Raw genomic sequence first — 15,253 nt, 5'->3', positions numbered from 1 at the left:
AGTTTTCTTGTCTACAGCTTAGGTACTTGCTTTATCTGTTTTAGATATTATTTTCTCTGATCAACAAAAGGGAAAAAAGAGTAGCTAAAACACTGAGAACAAACATAGGATGTAAAGTAGGGGAATTAATTAAGCAGTTTTTTCTACTTATTTAGGCCTTATAGCTACCCAACAGCCTGTTGCGCAATTACCCTAGGCGTCACGTTAAGCTTTCCTGCAAGAACCAATCAGGAACGCGTATAGCAGACTCACCATTTTATATAATGGAAGAAATACAGAACAGTACTGTACCCCTAAGGATGGAGAAAAACTAAATGTTTAAGCAGGGTTTAAGGAGAAAAAAGAAAAAGTGCCTCAGCACTACGCTGAGGCACTTTTTAAGTGAGGTCGCAGAGAGAGCGGGATTTTTCCACTCATCGTAAACCATTTATATTCAACACTTTAACCCTAATAAAAGGCTTGGGTATCCGAATTTGAACCCTCGCTAAATCGACAGGATTTCTCAAAGCAAAATTACGTCTTAAAGCACAGAAAATCAACCAAATAATAACTATAGTCAGAGACATCTACCTTTACTACTGATTAGGTCATGATAGTTCGATTCCCCTACGGGCTACCAAAGGGGAAAAGTCTGTTTCACTACCGCTTTTCCCCTTCTCTTTTTCCTCCATTTTCTGCGAAATCCCTGCGGCAAGGCCGAAAAAGCTGTTGGCCCTGGTGGTTCGATAAGCCCCTTTTTCACGGTCATAGGCTACCCCTTCTGGAAACACCAACGCCTGCAGCCTCCTGCGCTTCCCAGCGTCCGCCTTCTCCCGTGAGGATGAGAGGTTTAGCATCATTTTCAGCCCTTTTTCCAGCATCGATTTCTGGTTCGATAAAGGCACTGCCACTTTCTCCAGGTTTGCCTCTATCTCCCGCACCTGTGCCTTCAGCTCCGCGCTGAACTTAGAGAATATCTCCCTGTCTATCTCCCCGTAGACGTAGCGCCGCTCCAGCGTCTCCTGCTTTTTCTTAAGCTCCGTCAGCTGCCCCTTCAGCCGCTTCTCCTCCTGCTCATTATCCTGCGATAGGCGCCCGAACACCTCCTCCATCATCTGCTGCACCTGCGGCAGGAGGACAGGGTCTATCTGGTAGTCCTCCAGCAAATCCTGGTAGAGCCCGTGCCTTTTCTCTGCGTTCAGGTTGAGGCAGCAGCCTTTGGTGTTGCACTTGTAGTAGTGGATGCCCTTCTTCATCTCGTAGCCTGTCAGCGGCTTTTGGCACTCGCCGCACCTGATGCGGTGGCGCAGCGGCAGCTTTGGAATTGCAATGTTTTACTGGAGACTTTTTCAGGCAGCCACAGTCTGGATGCACATCAAGCTTTAAGATTGGCATGGCGTCAGATAACCTAGTGCCGAATGTTTCCTTTTCCTGTTATACCATCCTTCGATGTACTCGAATACGGCCAGCTTTGCCTCTGCCATGGTGGTAAACTTGTGGTGGTACACCATTTCTGTTTTCATCGTCTTGAAGAAACTCTCAGCTACCGCATTGTCCCAGCAGTTACCCTTGCGACTCATACTCTGCACCACCGGCATTCCTTCCAGCTGCTCTCTGAAAGCGCTGCAGGCGTACTGCACGCCCCGGTCAGAGTGGAACAAAAGGGAGTGGAATAGGGGCCTGTTTCCCACCGCCATCTGCCAGGCCGCCATGTTGGTCGCTTCCGCCATTTGCTCAGCCGGCCAGGGTCTATGCCCAGCTCGTCGGCTACCTCTTTTACCGAACCTCTGGCATAAGAGAGGTCAATAGCCATCCGCTTGAAAGAGGCGTCAAATACTCGTCTTCCCATGATAGTCAAATTTAGTGCTTTTAGTAAATCTGCCTGTCAAAAGCCTCCAGTCAAATATAGCAAGTTCACCTTGGGCGTCATCAGCAGCCTCGCACCAGGTGAAGCAGAATATCCTAAAATTGTCTATCTTTAAGCTTATACTATTGGACAACCATATTTTTCCCTTTTAGAAGTGCAAACACAGCGGGAGCCTTTCCAAGAGGCTGGCGATTGCCATAACTAGCGGTTGATAGAGATCACTCGTCCAAACAATCGAAATTTAGGTCAAGATGACATGGCGTGCATTAACAGTAAATACAAAAACAAATTCCATATGGTGACTAAAATACTACTCTCTGCTTTCCTGTCCTTGTCTTTGCTAAGCGTTTTCAATCCAAGCTATGCACAGCGGCCATCTACCTCCGCTCAAACTGCGTCAAGAGTGGTGGAAGACGGCGGAACCGGTCCATATAGCGCCATCATGCTCACCGAAAGTACATTGCCCACGCATACCGTTTTCCGCCCGAAAGACCTGAGCGCTTTTGGTAAAAAAAACAAACTGCCCATCATTGCCTGGGGTAATGGCGCTTGTGCCAATTCTCCCTGGGAACATGTAAATTTTCTGTCTGAGGTTTCATCTTATGGTTTTTTAGTGGTCGCTATCGGCCCCATGCCACAGGAAGGAGAAAAAGGAACCGGGAAATCAACATCTTCCCAGCTTCTAGATGCCATTGACTGGGCGGTTGCTCAGAATAAAGACAGGAAAAGCCCTTATTACAATAAAATTGATGTAACCAAAATAGCAGTAAGCGGCATGTCCTGCGGTGGTCTGCAAACGCTCGAAGTGGCCTCCGACTCACGTGTAAGCACCGTGGTGGTTGCTAACAGTGGTATTTTTAGCACCCCGGGAAACGGCAGGAGCGCCATGCCCAACTTAACTAAAGAAAACCTCAAGAAAATTCATACGCCAACCCTGTATATGCTTGGAGGCGAAAAGGACATAGCCTATGCCAATGGCATGGACGATTACGAACAAATTAATCATGTCCCGGTTTTCATGGCTAATATGGATGTGGGGCATGCCGGCACTTACAGTCAGCCGCATGGTGGTGAATTTGCTAAGGTTGCCACCGCCTGGTACCAATGGCAGCTGAAGGGCGACAGCGCGGCAGGCAGGCTATTTACAGGTGAACCTGCAGGGCTATCAAAGAACCCAATTTGGAGAGTTGAGAAAAAGAACATGCTTTAAAGTAAAGAACCGGGCTCTCTCAAATTCTATGATGTGAGGCGTGGTCAAACTCAACTATTTGGCACCAGGTGAAGCAAATGATTCTGGAATTGTATCCCTTCAGGCCTTCTTCTCATTAGCAGCAAGTAATTTCCTTTTATAAGTGCAAAACCAGCGGGTGAAAGTGGCTACTATAGTCAATGCCGAAATTACTCCGCTTTACTGGCTGGTTGGTAAACGCGTTAACGATAGAATACTAAGAAATAGCCGGGTTGAGTATGGCAAGCAAATAGTAACTACACATGCCCAACAATTAACACTGGAATACGGTACCGGGTGGAGCCAGAAGCAGTTACTGCACTGTATCCGCTTTACCAGTATTTACAAAGATTAGCAGATTGTCTCCGTAGTGCGGAGACAATTAACCTAGATGCACATCAAGACGATCATTTACCTGGACGATGAGTTAAAGCGCAATTTTATATCGCGATGTGCAGGCTGGAGAAATGGGGCTCACGTACCCTGCAGGACCGAGTAAGATCCATTCCCGGAGGAGGTACGGGTTCTGGTATTTTACGGGAAAAGGAATAGGCTGCAAGGCCTTCTGCCATTCATTCCGAAAGGAGACGAGCCCAACTTCATTCTCTGAGATCATAAGGCATGTTGTAATGTAGTATTATCGAGTATAGCCAAAACAATGGAAATTATGTTGCTTTTGGGCTTATTGTATTTATGATAAAGGCATCTGTTGTCTGCTATTACAATCATAACCACCATCGCACTCATCAGGCACTGAAGTTCCGAACACCGGTGGAATTACTCGATGAAACTGTAACTTAAAAAACCAACTTCACGATGGCCTAAGAGCATGTTTAAAATTCATCCTTTGCGCTGCAAACTGCCCATAAAGGAACCTTCCTTCACAGTTTTCTCGCTCCATAGCGCTGCTATGAAGCTCCAAAACCGTTTCGCCAGAACCCTTCATGGACAATTTTCGCATCCAAAAACAAAATTTAAACATGCTCTAAGAACCGGGAAAGCTTACACTAAACCCGCACAATTTCTTTTCGCAAAGAGTACAGGATGGCCAGCACCTCATCTTTTTCCTTTTGGTCAATGTGATTCATGTCAAGGGCAACTAATATATCGTCGACTACCTCCATAAATTCCTGCTCACTTATGTTCATCCCCCGGTGGGTGTCAAGCATATTTCTGCCGGTATAGGTTTGAGGTCCCCCTGTGCCCATGGCCATAAATTCAAAAGCCATGCTTTTTACTTTGGCTATGTCAGAATACTTATAGCGGGTACTTACTACCGGGTTTTTCAGGTGCTGGTCCACAGAATCATTTGCAATCGAAGCAATCCCTTCCGCGCCACCAAGCCGCTCGTATAAAGTAATTGTTTGTGGTTCTTTTACAGTTTCCATAGTTCGCTTTTTATGTTATTGATAACATGAATGATTTTACAAATTGGCAATACCTGCAGAAGTAACTTCTTTTTCAGGAAATTCAATAGTATCAGCGTTAAGCTTTTATGTTCTGATTGAGGTGAAAAAAGTTTGACGGGTCATATTTCTGTTTGACCTTTAACAGGCGGTCATAGTTATCCCGGTAGGTGGCTTTTACCCGCTCCTGCCCTTCCTCCATCATAAAATTTACATAGGCGCCGCCAAGAGAGTAAGGATGGATGGCTTTCCAGTAATCCTTTGCCCACTGTGTAATGCGCTCATTGTTTTTCGCATCCGGATCTACCCCTACTATCACCTGCGACCAATTGGCTTCCCGGAAGCTAAAAGCAGTATCCTCCTTGCCTACCCGGTTCACAGCGCCGTCGACAGGATAAAGGTGCATGGTGGATTGCATAGTAGGCAATTCGTTGGCAAACTTCACGTGTTGTTCAATGGCCTCATCAGGTATTTCTTTTACAAAATCCCCACGCCAGTACCAATTGTGGCCTTTTGGATACAAAGCATCGAAGGCGCTTTGTAAGGCAGGATAAGGCATCGCTCCCACATGCTCAAAAATGGGCGGAAACTTTTCCCGGACCTGGCTCAGGGTTTCTTCGGCCTGATCAGATTTGCCACAGTGGCACCACACAATTCCGCAGACTTTCTGTAAGTGCAAATGTTCAGGAAAGGAGGGGGCCGGAGGCACGGCCATAAAAGCAAAGAAACCATTCAGCTCCTCCGGGGCTGCAGGGAGAAACTCCCGGTACCACTTGAGAATCTCAGGTGCACTTCCCAACTCCCAAAACATAGGGCCGGCATAGACTGTGCTCACCGGATGCAGGCGAAAAAGGAAAGAGGTAACTACTCCAAAGTTGCCGCCTCCTCCGCGAACAGCCCAAAAGAGATCCTGGTGCTCCTGTTCATTGGCGGTTACCACTTCACCTGTGGCCAGCACTATTTCCGCTTCCAGAAGATTGTCGATTGTGAGTCCGTATTTACGACTCAGATGGCCATGTCCTCCGCCCAATGTCAATCCACCTACCCCCGTGGTAGAAATGATGCCACTGGGCATAGCAAGGCCATAAGCATGGGTAGCCTGATCTACTTCTCCCCACGTGCAGCCTCCCTCCACCAAAACAGTATTTGCCTCCTGGTTTACCCTGATTAGCTTCATTTTGGAAAGGTCGATGCAAAGGCCATCTTCACACATCCCCAAGCCGGCGCCATTGTGGCCACCAGCCCGCACGGCCACATCCAGATTATAAGCTCCGGCAAAGCGCACGGCCTTTACCACATCTGCCACCTCACTACAATAGGCAATCAACCCTGGCTGTTTGTCAATCATGGCATTATACACCTTCCGGGCTTCATTATAATTCTTGTCTCCTGGTTGAAGAAGCTCCCCCCGGAAGTCAGATTTGAACGTACGAAGAATTTCACCTCCTAAACTTTTAACGGAGGCAGATTTTGTTGTTGCAGTAGCCATAAATAGATTCGTTTAGGGTTGTAGTGAAAAATGATTTATCTATGAAAAGCAGCGGTTAATGTGCTGCTTGTTCTAATTTAGCCTTTACATGCTGTAACACATGTTCCATTTCATGTTTTGGGCTGAACTCTATAAACTCCACGTCTTCTTCCACCACTCCCGTATGTCCGGCTGGCCAGTAGTAGAGATTCCCACCCTCGGTTACTTCCTCCGTTCCATCCTGGTAGCGGATCCGAATTTTTCCTTTCATCACGTATCCCCAATGCGGACATTGACAGTGGTCATGGGGAAGGCCTTCCAAAAGTGGGGCAAGATCGGTACCTTTACTTAAGCTTGTAAAAGCGACCGTTATATCCCCAAAAGCTTCGCTCGTAATTTTTGCTCCCGGCACTTCAAGTGTAACAGGGAGTTGGTTTAGTGATTTTTGCATAATTGATATGTTTTAAGAATTTGACATCGCACATGCCTTTTATTCTTCTCCAAATGATAAAAATCCTTATCAAAAAGCAGGATTAGCCAACAAACAGAGAATTATCACCAGCATGTTTTTATATTATCAAAGATAGGATGAAACGCAGAGCCCCTCTGCCACATTTGATTCAAAGGCTAGCAAATTTGAAGCAAGTTGATGGGGAAAGACAGAAATTTAAACCTGACCGGAGGCAGCCACTGCAGTAGCGTAAATGGAAGGAAGAATATTAAATCTTTTCTGGAAACACTTGGAGAAATAGGAAGGGCTGGTAAAGCCTGAGTGGTAAGCAACTTCGGAAATGCTGCTTTCCTGGCTTTCGATAATTTCTACTGCTTTCGTTAACCTGTACTCTTTCACAAAATCATTGGGAGAATACCCCAACAAAGAAACTGTTTTTCTGTAGAATTGTGATTTGCTTAACCCAAAGGCTTTTGCAAAATCAGGAATGGTAAATCCGGTTTCGTTCCAGGCTGTTTCGGTAATATCATACAACTGGTTTAAGAACCGCTCCTCCGGCAGATTCAGCGTTCTGACCAGATGACCCTGGTTAAAACTACCTTCTTCCTCCTGTCTAAAAAGGTCCCGCACCGTAGCAGAAGCCACTACATGACCTGCACCAGGTACCTTACATAGCCTGTTTGCCAACTGAATCGCCTGCCCGAATAAGTCGCTGCTGCCATTTACGGGGGTACCGGCACTTAAGCCAATTTCCACCTCCAGCTTTTCGGTTGCTGTATTGCTGTTATGTTTGCGGAGGGTTTCCTGTATTTCGACGGCACACAGCACGGCTTTGGAAGCAGACATAAAGGAAGCCAGAAAGCCATGCCCGGTATGCCGGACTTCTTTTCCATCATATTTCAGCAAAGCATTCCTGATGATTTCATTTTGCAGGCAGAAAAGCCTTTGCGCTTCGTCCTGTCCGATTTTGGAAGGCAACAAAGCAGCATCACTTAACGCCGTCGCCATGATAGTCCGAAAAGCCGGATCATCAAAAGCAAACAACGCTGAATCGGTTGCAGTTTCTGAAGACTGCGGGTCCTCAATTCTACCCAGAAAAGCTTTCACGATATGGCTTTCAACCTCTATAATTTCAAAAGGAACCAGGCCATGGGCTTCGTCGTGCATTTTCCTGACTGATTCTTTGTCTGGACCCTCAACCAAGCAGAAAGCCATTTGCCTTTCTTCGTCGAACCAATAGGTCAGTCCGCGGCACCCATACTTTTCCTGAATTTTCAGGTCCTCCTGATGAGCCGCTGCAACATCTTTTGCAGTGACTCCAGAAAAATCATGCCTGTCCATGTATATTGGCATAAGCGGTTCCTTTGATTAAATATAAAAAAATTTAATCAAAGGAGGAAATTATAACACCTATAAAATATTGAAGAAGAAGGCGTTAGGTTTATGGCAATTGCCGCTGGTCTTTATTTCAGAAGCCTAAAGTGGCCCAGAAACACATAAATAGCAAGGCTTTTGCCTCTCTACAGCGGTTACCTGCCGATCTAAATGCGGGCCACAGCGGGAGGCATTCTGCAAAATTTGGTATGGCTGCCTAACTTGTTTTGCTATAGTTATTTGTAGTTTTTTAGTACAGGATTCTATCATGAGACAAGCGTACTCCAATATTTTCGGAAAGGTGTACCTGGAATTGCAACAGTTTACCAGAGGCTTTATGTTAGACAGCCATTTTCTTTTGTAGGATCCGTTCTCCATACTGGCAGGGGGTAAGATAGCCTAGCGTTGAATGGCTCCTCTCCCTGTTGTAGAAGACTTCCATATACTTCAATATAGACGACCACTGCCATCCTGGCTTCTTCCACTGTCAGGAAAGACTCGTGGTAGACCATCTCGGCTTTCATGGTTTTGAAGAAGCTCTCTGCCACGGCATTGTCCCAACAGTTCCCCTTCCTGCTTATACTCTGCCGCACCGATTTGTCTTCCAACTCATTCCGGAACTCCTGGCAGGCATACTGCATCCCTCTGTCAGAGTGGAACAGCAACTCTCCTGTACCTAAACCTGGCAAGGCTCTACCCAAAGATATATTTATAGCAAGAAATGAAAAGGGTAAATGGTTTTCTTACAGAAACTCACTTGTAAAAGAGCTGAACAGCATACAGCCACTGGAACCGTTTTACACAGACTCTTACATGTCCCAGAACGCCAAGTGCTTTGCCAGGGAATCAGCCGAGTTAGGTATAGTAGGTCATAAACGTGTAAAGTGTGAGAAGGAAAACTATGCTGAGTGCTGTGCCTACGGTAATGAAACAGGAAGGAAGATAGCATTACAGTTTTTGATCGACTACGATGTGCCCTCCCTGCGACACAGAAACGATTGCCTCACGCATGTGTATATTAAGGTTAGTTTGGGATATGAGGAAGCCCATCCAAGATATGGTTCAACGCTGGTAATGGTGCTGGATTAAATTCAGAGGAAGAACATATGGGTAACATCATAAAAGCTGTGTGCCAGTGCGGATTGGAATCAGGCGAAATCTACCAAGGCATCGGTTTCCGATACTTTGAGAACGGCATTAGGATTGAGCCAGCCTACTGTGGCGACTGCGGAATCATCGTTGGCAGGGACATGAGCAAGAGCTTCTCCAAATGCCCGCAGTGTCGCAAGAAGGTAAAATTTTACAAAGAAGATGTAGAAGAAAGCGAAATTGAAAAAGAGTTGGGGCTGGCTACCGATGATTACCTTCCAGAAAAAGAGCAATGGCTTTGCCCAAGGTGCAAGCGGGAAACATTAGGATCCGAATTCATGGGTATGTGGGATTAGCCGAACCAGCATCATATGGATATTCGAACACCCACAACACCTGTTACCTTGTTGAGCAGCATCAGAAACATATCGAAGTTCTCTGGATAGGCATTAGAGCCATATGATCTGACACTGATACCCTTTCCGCTTACTGTCAACTCCCACTGCGTACCATCGAGTATATTGCTGTCATATCTTCTCTTCCAGTTGCAGGCTTTTAGGAATTCCAACAACAGTTGCCAATCTATGATATCGTCAACGGCAAGCACTTTGTCATGTCCTGGAATGGGTATGCCTTGATACTCAGAAATGGTTAATGTACCGTTGTTCAATATTAAACAATAGCTGTTATCACGTCCATAACCGCCAAGGTAGAAGCTAAAATTCATACGGAGGATGAAAAGTGGCTTTGACTACAACTATTTAAATTTTTGACTAAACCTAAAATAAAAAGTCTCAAATTGCTTAAAATCAGCTATTTGAGACTTTTGCTATGCAGAGAGAGCGGGATTCGAACCCGCGATACCCTTTTGAGGTATACACACTTTCCAGGCGTGCTCCTTCAACCACTCGGACACCTCTCTATTCTTTTGGTAATGCAAAGATACGGCATTTGCCGGCAACTTTGCAAATGGAATGTAGTACCTATTTTTATTTGCGTATGTTTAAAAATTGTTTTTGATAGTGAAAGTGAGCGCTTTAGGTTCTATAAGCGTGCATTTGAAGTTCAAAAAGATAAATTGAAACCGGCTCTCAGAGTGTTATTTCGCCCCGCAGGTCCTGCGTAAGTAAGTCGATGGTTTTGGCGGGAGACAGATCCTGCCCGAGTACAAACATCATTTTTGTGATAGCAGCCTCCGTAGTAATGTCGGCTCCCCCAATCACGCCCATTTCTAATAGATACCTGCTGGTTTCATAGTGACCCTGGTCTACGCGTCCTTCATCGCACTGCGACACATTCATGATCAGAAGGCCCCGCCCGATTGCCTCCCGCAGCAAATCCAGCAGCCAGGATGAGGTTGGCGCATTACCGGCACCAAAAGTCTCCATCACCACCCCCCGCAACTCTGGTGTAGTCAGAATACTTTTAACCACCTGCGGCGTTATTCCCGGGAAAAGCTTTAGAATAGCCACACGGTAATCTAAGTTATAGTGTGCTTTAAAAGGTTTTTTTGTATGCGGGCGAATGGCTGTCCCGTAATAGTCTATGTTCACGCCTGCCTTGGCGAGAATCGGGTGGTTTTCCGATTTAAAGGCGCTGAACTGGGTGCTCTCCACTTTTTTAGCCCTATTGCCCCGCAACAGCAGGTTGTGGAAATATATGCATACCTCCGGCACTACTCCTCCCCCATCGTTCTTGGTAGCGGCAATCTGAAGGGCAGATATCAGGTTCTCCCTGGCATCTGTGCGCACCCGGCCAATCGGAACCTGCGCCCCAGTAAAGATGACTGGCTTCTGTAAGTTCTCCAGCATATAGCTCAGGGCGGAGGCACTATAAGCCATGGTGTCAGTACCGTGCAGAATCACAAAGCCGTCGAAGTCATTATAGTTCTCCTCCACCAGGCGGGCCATCATCATCCAGTCGCCAAGGTTCACATTAGACGAATCAATGGCAGGCTCTATGCTTACCACCGACAGCAGGTAATTAAACTGCCTCAGCTCTGGCACTTTCTGCAATATCTGGCTGAAGTTGAAGGGCACGAGGTGCTTGTGCTCCTCATCGAACACCATACCGATGGTTCCGCCGGTATAGATGATCATGATGGAAGCTTCCGGATCCTGTGGCGCGGAGGTGCCTATGTTCACTCTTACGATATTCATGGCTATAGCTTAAACAGGTTCAACGCATTGGCTGTTGTTTTCTCAGCGACCACCGCTACTGGCTGCTGCATCAGTTCGGCAACACGTTTGGCTATTAAAGGCAGATAAACAGGCTCATTGCGTTTCCCACGGTGCGGAGTGGGCGCTAAATAAGGGCAGTCTGTTTCCAGCACAAGGTTATCCAGCGATACGTGCGGAAGCACCTTGTCCAGGCCACCGTTTTTGAAGGTAGCCACCCCACCAATACCCATCAGAAACCCCAGCTTCCTTACCTTTTCTGCCTCCTCCGCAGTGCCTGAAAAGCAATGGAAAATCCCGCGGAGCGTACCATCCTGCGCAGCTTCTATGATCTCGAATGTCTCATTAAAGGAGTCGCGGGTATGCAGCACGATCGGCAATTGGTGTTTTTTTGCCAGCGCCACCTGCACTTTCAGCGCCTCCTGTTGCTGCGACAGAAAAGTTTTGTCCCAGTACAGGTCTATACCGCATTCACCCACCGCCGCAAACTTTCGTTTCTCCAGCCACTCCTCTACCAGGTACAGTTCCCGCTCAAAGTCATTGTCAACAGAGGTAGGATGCAACCCCATCATCGGAATGCAAAGTTGCGGGTACTTCGCCTCTGCCTCCAACATGGTATCAATGGAGGTATGGTCGATATTGGGCATATAGATTCGGCTTACCCCCTCCTCCTGTGCCCTCGCCATAGCATCTGCTCTGTCTTCGTCAAACTTCTCTGAGTAGATGTGTGCGTGCGAGTCAATTAAATTCATTGGGCGAGTCATTTTAAATACTGCAATCTTCAAGGGCAAATGTCATACCTACGAATGAGGCGCGCAAGTAGCCGGTTGAACAAAGTTTCAATTTAATGTACCTACCTGAAAAATGCTATGTTTTGATTCCTTTTCCCTCAAAGTATATTGAAACTCGTTCTTCAGGAATCAAGAAAAATATTTGATTTCTCCAATAGAAATAGAGCTGCTCGTTGTTTAAATAGAGCCTTTAGAGTTTAATACCGCTACCTCTTTAACTCTCTAACTCCTAAACTCTCTAACTCTTAATACTTCCTCCCTTTCCAGGAGATGGAAAGCGGCAGAAAAAAGTAAAAAATGAGGATAACGGACGTGACAACGAGATAAATTTCAAAGGCAATGTAAAACCACCAGGGCGCCGACTGGCCCAGCCGCTGCAGGCAGATGTGCACATACAGGCTTTGCAGTGACAGCTTAAACACGAAGATAGCCAATGCCACCCCCACCGAAGTATAAGCAAAAAACGGCAGCAACACCGGATAATAAGCGGAATGCAGAATAAAGATGATGGCCATATAGAGTGGCAGGTGCATAGAGCCCCGCATCCAGCGCTTGCGTTGGTGCAGGTAATCTGTAAAGCGAACAGCAGGTGTCGAAAGAGCTAAAACACTTTTATCGTAAATGTTCCGGAAGGTCCAGCCTTTCTTTATAATGGCATTGAAAATGGCAATGTCCTCGGTAATAGAAAAGCCAATTCCTTCGAACCCTCCCACTCCCTCGTAGGCCTGCCGGCGCAACAGCATGTTGTTACCCATTGTGGATACAGGCAGCTTCAGATCCGAAACCACCTGCATCAGCCCCAATGCATACAGCCAGTCCATGGCCTGCAACCTGGCCCAGAAGCTATCTCCCGCAATAGAGGTAATGCCCGTCACCACACCAACATCCTCCTTCATCTCCGACAGCATTCCCCGCACCCATTGCGGCGGCACGGCAATGTCGGCATCAGTATAAAAGAAAAAGTCGGAGGTGGCGTGCTTTGCCAGTTGTGCCAGCACATTCGCTTTTCCTTTGGTGGTTCCGGTGTTTTGCCTGATGGAGATGCAGCGGTAGCCGGGCTTGCCCTGTATAAATGCCTCTACCACGGCACGCGTACCATCTGAGGAGGCATCGTCTCCGATGAGCACTTCTATTTTCCCGTCAGGGTAATCGAGCGCGGCTATAGCCTGCAGGCAGCGCAGAATGGTATGTTCTTCATTTCGGGCGGCAATCAGGATGCTGATGCGTGGCTGGTGCGACTGCTGCAGGGCATAGCGTTTCCTGTTGAAAACCAGCAGGATCAGCAGCCCCAGGAAAAGTAAAAAATAAAGTATAAAGTAGGCTACAGATACAATCATAAAGTGTCGAAGGTATAACCTAGCCGGGAGAAGTGCTCCAGGAAGCGCGGCAGGGCATACATCATATTACGTTTTGCTTTCAGGCTGTCGTGAAATACGATGATGCTGCCGCTTTGGGTATACTTAATCGCCATCTTCAGGCATTTTTCCGGGGAGAGGGTGGCGTCATAGTCGTTGGTAAGCATATCCCACAAAACAATCTCATACTCATACCGGAGGGCTGCTGCCTGCGTTTTGGAGATGCGCCCGTAAGGAGGCCGGAAGTATTTTGTGCGCTGCCCAGGCTGCAGCTGTTCCAACACCTCCTGGCACTGCGCTGTGTCCTGCAGGTATGCCTTGCAGGGTGTTCTCCAGCCTTTCAGGTGGTGCTGGGTATGGTTGGCCAGCAGGTGCCCCTGCGCCAGCGCCTGCTGCGCTATCTCCGGGTACTTTACCAGGTTTTCGCCCACGCAAAAGAACGTGGCCTTTGCCCCGTATTTTGCCAATTGCTCCAGCACCCAGGGCGTTACCTCTGGAATTGGCCCATCATCAAACGTCAGGAAAAGCCTTTTCTCCTGCCCTGCCCGATGCCAGGTGTAGCGGGGCATCAGTTTCTTCAGCAGAAAAGGCGTTTTGTAAAGGCGGATCAAGTTTTAATTGTTGATGGTTTGATTGTTTAATTGTTATTCATAGACAAGAGGTAATTTCTGCCCAAACATGCTGAACCAACAATTAAACAATCCAGCAATTTAACAATGTCATTTACTTAAACCGGCAGGAGAGCAGCGTGATGTCGTCGTTGAAGCTGACCTCTTCGTTGTAGAGGTTTATTTCGCGGAGCAGTTGCAGGTGCATCATTTTAGAGCTCAAGAAGCGGTTCCGCTTCAGAAATTCAATAGTGCCCTCAATACCAAATTCCGCCTCGTCCTCATCAAAAACCTCCGTCAGGCCGTCAGTATAGCAGAGCAGTACCGCATTTTTAGGCACCGTTACCTTGGCTACTGACATAAACGGCAGCACATCGAATACACCCAGCATCGTACAGCCCTCGTTCAGGAGCAGGTGTGAGTTGTTCTCGTACAGCAGAATGGGTGAGTTGTGGCCGGCATTCACATAGGTAAGCTCGCGGGTCTGCCGGTTGTAAAGCGCTAGAAAAGTGGTGATGAACTTTTCGGCAATCGCGTTGCGGTAAATCAGGTTGTTGAGCTCTGCCACCACCGTATTCAAATCCGAGGTCTGCCGGAGTATGGTCCGCAGACCAGCCTGGAAGTTCGACATCAGCAGGGAGGCAGGCACCCCTTTCCCCGACACATCGGCCACGCAAAACAGGAACTGGTCCTGATCTATTTCAATATAATCGTAGTAATCGCCCCCGATAGAAGAATGGGGTATATAACTGGCATGTATGGCTACGTCGGTATCGTTCGGCAGCGACTTCGGGAACAGCATCGTCTGTACCTCCCGGGCAATCTCAATCTCCCTCCGGATAGACTCCTGCGCCAGCCGTTGCCGCGCCATCTTGTGGTTCTCGATGGCCACCAGCATAATGTTACTCACCGTCTGCACAAAGCCAAGGGCACCCAGATTATGGTAGTAAGGCTGAATTTTCCCTATCATCACAAAGGCCAGCACTTTGCCGTTGTGCACAATCGGAATCACGATGTCAAAGGTGCGCCACTTCTTATCTACATGCAGCTTAGCCGTCTTTGTTATCTCTCTGATATTCTGGATGGCATCCGGAAGCTGCTGTTTGGTGAAATCCTGCTCGGTACCGAAGCACACCTTACACTCCCAGCTCTCATCGTGTACAAAGAGCACCAGGCGGCTGATCTGTAGCTGTGCCAGCAGCGTAAACCGATAGATCTTGTACAGCGCCGGCTCCGGCAGGTTATCGTTAATAGCCTGCGTGATTTCAAGAAGAGCCGAAAGCTCCAATTTCTTCAGATTCAGTTCCTGCTGTGTATTCGGTGTAGTGATATCAGGCATTTGAACTCGTGATTTTTGAATCATACGTATCGCGGAGGCCACAGCTTAAATTGCTCTAAGCCACAACCATTCTACTGATGTATATACCCGGTAAAACTACTAAAAAAAGATTAGCCCCGGC

General features: G+C 47.3%; 16 protein-coding genes, 1 tRNA gene and 1 pseudogene. 4 read left to right on the top strand and 14 right to left on the bottom strand.

What is annotated here, in order from left to right:
* Positions 1 to 587 precede the first annotated feature (587 nt).
* Entirely contained in the window at positions 588 to 1,289 is a 702-nt protein-coding gene (locus tag DXT99_RS27430; protein ID WP_262511380.1) for a zinc ribbon domain-containing protein, read from the bottom strand.
* Positions 1,290 to 1,361: 72 nt separating this feature from the next.
* Entirely contained in the window at positions 1,362 to 1,709 is a 348-nt protein-coding gene (locus DXT99_RS27425) for an IS3 family transposase (RefSeq protein WP_115568127.1), read from the bottom strand.
* Positions 1,710 to 2,141: 432 nt separating this feature from the next.
* Here DXT99_RS27425 and DXT99_RS23940 point away from each other — a divergent pair, with 432 nt between their 5' ends.
* Together DXT99_RS23940 and DXT99_RS28040 are read left to right on the top strand one after the other, a co-directional pair.
* The gene (locus DXT99_RS23940) at positions 2,142 to 3,056 is read left to right on the top strand and encodes an alpha/beta hydrolase family protein (protein WP_220273440.1); all 915 of its coding nucleotides are present in this window, start codon (positions 2,142 to 2,144) and stop codon (positions 3,054 to 3,056) included.
* Positions 3,057 to 3,198: 142 nt separating this feature from the next.
* Positions 3,199 to 3,429, top strand: a complete 231-nt coding sequence (locus DXT99_RS28040; protein WP_115568125.1) for a DUF1016 N-terminal domain-containing protein — start codon at positions 3,199 to 3,201, stop codon at positions 3,427 to 3,429.
* A gap of 652 nt (positions 3,430 to 4,081) precedes the next feature.
* Here DXT99_RS28040 and DXT99_RS23930 read toward each other — a convergent pair.
* From DXT99_RS23930 to DXT99_RS28105, 5 genes and pseudogenes are all read right to left on the bottom strand, one after another.
* Entirely contained in the window at positions 4,082 to 4,462 is a 381-nt protein-coding gene (locus tag DXT99_RS23930) for a group I truncated hemoglobin (protein ID WP_181885240.1), read from the bottom strand.
* A 97-nt stretch (positions 4,463 to 4,559) separates the two neighbouring features.
* Positions 4,560 to 5,969 carry an FAD-binding oxidoreductase gene (locus DXT99_RS23925; protein ID WP_115568124.1) on the bottom strand — a complete coding sequence of 470 codons (1,410 nt, stop codon included), beginning with the start codon at positions 5,967 to 5,969 and terminating at the stop codon, positions 4,560 to 4,562.
* A 55-nt stretch (positions 5,970 to 6,024) separates the two neighbouring features.
* Positions 6,025 to 6,399 (bottom strand): cupin domain-containing protein, encoded by a 375-nt coding sequence (locus DXT99_RS23920; RefSeq protein WP_115568123.1) that lies wholly within the window; start codon positions 6,397 to 6,399, stop codon positions 6,025 to 6,027.
* 216 nt (positions 6,400 to 6,615) lie between these two features.
* The gene (locus tag DXT99_RS23915; RefSeq protein WP_115568122.1) at positions 6,616 to 7,752 is read right to left on the bottom strand and encodes a nickel-binding protein; all 1,137 of its coding nucleotides are present in this window, start codon (positions 7,750 to 7,752) and stop codon (positions 6,616 to 6,618) included.
* A 356-nt stretch (positions 7,753 to 8,108) separates the two neighbouring features.
* Positions 8,109 to 8,441: pseudogene (locus DXT99_RS28105) on the bottom strand (transposase); the annotation flags it as partial.
* A 145-nt stretch (positions 8,442 to 8,586) separates the two neighbouring features.
* Between DXT99_RS28105 and DXT99_RS26895 the strand changes: the two are divergent.
* The gene (locus DXT99_RS26895) at positions 8,587 to 8,862 is read left to right on the top strand and encodes a hypothetical protein (RefSeq protein WP_147294295.1); all 276 of its coding nucleotides are present in this window, start codon (positions 8,587 to 8,589) and stop codon (positions 8,860 to 8,862) included.
* Between the two features lie 17 nt (positions 8,863 to 8,879).
* Entirely contained in the window at positions 8,880 to 9,218 is a 339-nt protein-coding gene (locus DXT99_RS23900; protein WP_115568119.1) for a hypothetical protein, read from the top strand.
* Positions 9,219 to 9,229: 11 nt separating this feature from the next.
* On the opposite strand, the gene DXT99_RS23895 is transcribed toward DXT99_RS23900, so the two are convergent.
* The 7 genes from DXT99_RS23895 to DXT99_RS23865 all read right to left on the bottom strand — a co-directional run bounded on the left by DXT99_RS23895 (position 9,230) and on the right by DXT99_RS23865 (position 15,132).
* Positions 9,230 to 9,589, bottom strand: coding sequence for a hypothetical protein (locus tag DXT99_RS23895; RefSeq protein WP_147294294.1), 360 nt, complete (start codon positions 9,587 to 9,589; stop codon positions 9,230 to 9,232).
* A gap of 107 nt (positions 9,590 to 9,696) precedes the next feature.
* Positions 9,697 to 9,784: transfer RNA gene (locus DXT99_RS23890), tRNA-Ser, on the bottom strand.
* 169 nt (positions 9,785 to 9,953) lie between these two features.
* Positions 9,954 to 11,021 carry an asparaginase gene (locus DXT99_RS23885; protein ID WP_115568117.1) on the bottom strand — a complete coding sequence of 356 codons (1,068 nt, stop codon included), beginning with the start codon at positions 11,019 to 11,021 and terminating at the stop codon, positions 9,954 to 9,956.
* A gap of 2 nt (positions 11,022 to 11,023) precedes the next feature.
* The gene (locus DXT99_RS23880) at positions 11,024 to 11,791 is read right to left on the bottom strand and encodes a TatD family hydrolase (RefSeq protein ID WP_115568116.1); all 768 of its coding nucleotides are present in this window, start codon (positions 11,789 to 11,791) and stop codon (positions 11,024 to 11,026) included.
* Between the two features lie 284 nt (positions 11,792 to 12,075).
* The gene (locus DXT99_RS23875; RefSeq protein ID WP_115568115.1) at positions 12,076 to 13,167 is read right to left on the bottom strand and encodes a glycosyltransferase; all 1,092 of its coding nucleotides are present in this window, start codon (positions 13,165 to 13,167) and stop codon (positions 12,076 to 12,078) included.
* On the bottom strand, positions 13,164 to 13,796 hold the full coding sequence (locus DXT99_RS23870; RefSeq protein WP_115568114.1) for a polysaccharide deacetylase family protein: 633 nt from the start codon (positions 13,794 to 13,796) through the stop codon (positions 13,164 to 13,166). The genes DXT99_RS23875 and DXT99_RS23870 overlap by 4 nt, the downstream gene beginning before the upstream one ends.
* A 112-nt stretch (positions 13,797 to 13,908) precedes the next feature.
* Positions 13,909 to 15,132 (bottom strand): PP2C family protein-serine/threonine phosphatase, encoded by a 1,224-nt coding sequence (locus tag DXT99_RS23865; RefSeq protein WP_115568113.1) that lies wholly within the window; start codon positions 15,130 to 15,132, stop codon positions 13,909 to 13,911.
* Between the last annotated feature and the right edge of the window lie 121 nt (positions 15,133 to 15,253).

Origin of the sequence: Pontibacter diazotrophicus, assembly GCF_003367245.1 — a bacterium.
GTDB lineage: Bacteria > Bacteroidota > Bacteroidia > Cytophagales > Hymenobacteraceae > Pontibacter > Pontibacter diazotrophicus.
Note: the sequence above shows the minus strand (reverse complement) of the source record. Positions and strands in the feature narration are given on the sequence as shown.

What these genes read in the sequence shown, in the direction of transcription:
- DXT99_RS26895 (WP_147294295.1), top strand. Translation starts at nt 8,587, where the DNA reads ATGTCCCAGAACGCCAAGTGCTTTGCCAGGGAATCAGCCGAGTTAGGT.
- DXT99_RS23875 (WP_115568115.1), bottom strand. Translation starts at nt 13,167, where the DNA reads ATGATTGTATCTGTAGCCTACTTTATACTTTATTTTTTACTTTTCCTG.
- DXT99_RS23930 (WP_181885240.1), bottom strand. Translation starts at nt 4,462, where the DNA reads ATGGAAACTGTAAAAGAACCACAAACAATTACTTTATACGAGCGGCTT.
- DXT99_RS27425 (WP_115568127.1), bottom strand. Translation starts at nt 1,709, where the DNA reads ATGGCGGAAGCGACCAACATGGCGGCCTGGCAGATGGCGGTGGGAAAC.
- DXT99_RS23900 (WP_115568119.1), top strand. Translation starts at nt 8,880, where the DNA reads ATGGGTAACATCATAAAAGCTGTGTGCCAGTGCGGATTGGAATCAGGC.
- DXT99_RS23920 (WP_115568123.1), bottom strand. Translation starts at nt 6,399, where the DNA reads ATGCAAAAATCACTAAACCAACTCCCTGTTACACTTGAAGTGCCGGGA.
- DXT99_RS23915 (WP_115568122.1), bottom strand. Translation starts at nt 7,752, where the DNA reads ATGCCAATATACATGGACAGGCATGATTTTTCTGGAGTCACTGCAAAA.
- DXT99_RS23895 (WP_147294294.1), bottom strand. Translation starts at nt 9,589, where the DNA reads ATGAATTTTAGCTTCTACCTTGGCGGTTATGGACGTGATAACAGCTAT.
- DXT99_RS23885 (WP_115568117.1), bottom strand. Translation starts at nt 11,021, where the DNA reads ATGAATATCGTAAGAGTGAACATAGGCACCTCCGCGCCACAGGATCCG.
- DXT99_RS23880 (WP_115568116.1), bottom strand. Translation starts at nt 11,791, where the DNA reads ATGAATTTAATTGACTCGCACGCACACATCTACTCAGAGAAGTTTGAC.
- DXT99_RS23940 (WP_220273440.1), top strand. Translation starts at nt 2,142, where the DNA reads ATGGTGACTAAAATACTACTCTCTGCTTTCCTGTCCTTGTCTTTGCTA.
- DXT99_RS23925 (WP_115568124.1), bottom strand. Translation starts at nt 5,969, where the DNA reads ATGGCTACTGCAACAACAAAATCTGCCTCCGTTAAAAGTTTAGGAGGT.
- DXT99_RS23865 (WP_115568113.1), bottom strand. Translation starts at nt 15,132, where the DNA reads ATGCCTGATATCACTACACCGAATACACAGCAGGAACTGAATCTGAAG.